This window comes from Kitasatospora sp. SC0581 (assembly GCF_048159585.1).
GTDB lineage: Bacteria > Actinomycetota > Actinomycetes > Streptomycetales > Streptomycetaceae > Kitasatospora.
Genome location: NZ_JBLRWA010000066.1, coordinates 1 through 2,028, shown reverse-complemented (window position 1 = coordinate 2,028; position 2,028 = coordinate 1). Strand labels below are relative to the sequence as shown.

The window sequence follows — 2,028 nt, the reverse complement described above, 5'->3', positions numbered from 1 at the left end:
CGCTTCCTGGCCTGGCTCGCCGCCACCGAGCGCGGCTGGCTGATCGTCCTCGACAACACCACCGAGCACACCCCCGAACAGCTGTGGCCCGTCACCAGCCGAGGCGGACGCGGACGGGTCATCGCCACCACCCGCCACCGGGGAGCGGCCAGTACGGGCGGCGACCGGACGCTCATCGACATCACCACGTACTCCCCCGCCGAATCCATCAGCTACCTGAGCGAGCGTCTGGAGCGGGCGAAGTGCACGCGCTTCTTCGACGAGCACGCGGCCGAACTCGCCGAGGAACTGGGCCACCTACCGCTCGCGCTCGCCTATGCCGCCGCCTACATGGTCAACACCCGCCGCAGCTGCGGCCGTTACCTCGAACTCTTCCGCGACCGCACCCACAGCCTGGACACCGTCCTACCGGCCCGCACCGGCATCGACGGCTACCGGGGACCGGTGACGGCGGCGCTGCTGCTGGCCCTCGACTCGGCCATGCTCGAGCAGCCGCTCGGCCTCGCCGGGCCCGTACTCCACCTGACCGCGCTACTGGACCCGGCCGGCCATCCGGAACAACTGTGGAGCACCGAAGCGGTGTTGAACCACCTCAACAGCATTCGCGGCAGGCCGGTCACGGCCGACGAGGCGCTGGACGCGCTCGCGGTGCTGCACAACTACAGCCTGATCAACCACACGGAGACCTCCCACCGGGAGGTGGCCGTCCACGCGCTCACCTCCCGGGCCGCGCTGGACATCGGCCCCGACACCCCGCAGGCCGTCCTCACGGCCGCCAACGCCCTCCTGGAGATGTGGCCGAGCGCGGACTACGGCGTACACGGCCCGGCCGCGACGTTCCGGGCCAACACCGAGGTCCTCTCCGGGCACGATGCCGCCCACCTGATCCGACCGTCGAGGGGAATCCACGATCTCCTCCTTCAGTGCGGGGTCAGCCTCATGACGGCAGGTCTGTACACCACCGGCACGCAGTACTGGAGCGATCTCCTCAGCACGAGTGAGCGACTTCTGGGAGCCCACCACCCCGATGTCCTCATCGTCCGCCACAACCTCGCGCACGCCTACCGGGAAGTCGGACGCACCGAGGACGCCCTCCACCTGCTCGAACAGGTCCTCCCCGATCACGAGCAGGTCCTCGGAACCGACCACCCCAGTACCCTCAGCACGCGCCACAGCCTCGCCACCTGCTACTCGGAGACCGGTCGGACCGAGGACGCCATCCGCCTCCTCGAACAGGTCCTCACCGACCGCCGACGCGTCCTCCGCCCCGACCACCCGAGCACTCTCAACACCCGCCACAACCTCGCGTACGCCTACCGGGAAGTCGGACGCACCGAGGACGCCATCCGCCTCCTCGAACAGGTCCTTGCCGACCAGGAACGCGTCCTCGGCACCGACCACCCCAGCACCCTCATCACCCGCCACAGCCTCGCCACCTGCTACTGGTCCGCCGGCCGCACCGAGGAGGCCGTTCACCTCCTCGAACAGGTCCTTGCCGACCAGGAACGCGTCCTCGGCACAGACCACCCCGACACCCTCGACACCCGCTACGGCCTCGCCACCTGCTACTGGCTGTCCGGAAGCCGGGACCACGCGGTGGAGATGCTCCGCCAGGTGCTGGCGGACCTCGACCGCGTCCGCGGACCGGGCCATCCCTTGACCTCGACGGTCAGGGAGTCTCTACGCTTCGCATCCCGAGAACCCCGGTCCAAGGCCCCCCGGGACAGCAGCCCGCCTCGCCCATAATGGAGGCCGGTTCAGCGGGTCGGTGGTGGGGGCGAGCAGGTGCGGGGCTGGCAGGTCAGGAACGGGATCGACGGCAGCGCCACCGTGCACGGCAGCGCCTTCCAGGCGGGCGAGATGACCGTCCACCAGTACGCGGCGCCGACCGCCCCGGTGGAGTGGCCGGTGGTGATCGGGCGGATCCCGCCGAAGGCGACCGCCTTCCAGACCCGGGAGCAGCTGCGGGGGGCGATCGACGCGGCTCGGGGGCAGTACGGGACGGTCGTGCTCAGCCAGGTGCTGGCG

Annotated in this window: 1 protein-coding gene and 1 pseudogene; both read left to right on the top strand. The window is 70.4% G+C overall.

All coding sequences use genetic code 11. From position 1 onward, the window contains the following. Positions 1 to 1,746 (top strand): tetratricopeptide repeat protein (locus ACLWS4_RS37025; RefSeq protein ID WP_416876424.1); only part of this gene is annotated, 1,746 nt, incomplete at its 5' end. 39 nt (positions 1,747 to 1,785) lie between these two features. Further along, positions 1,786 to 2,028, top strand: a pseudogene (locus tag ACLWS4_RS37020) (hypothetical protein); the annotation flags it as partial.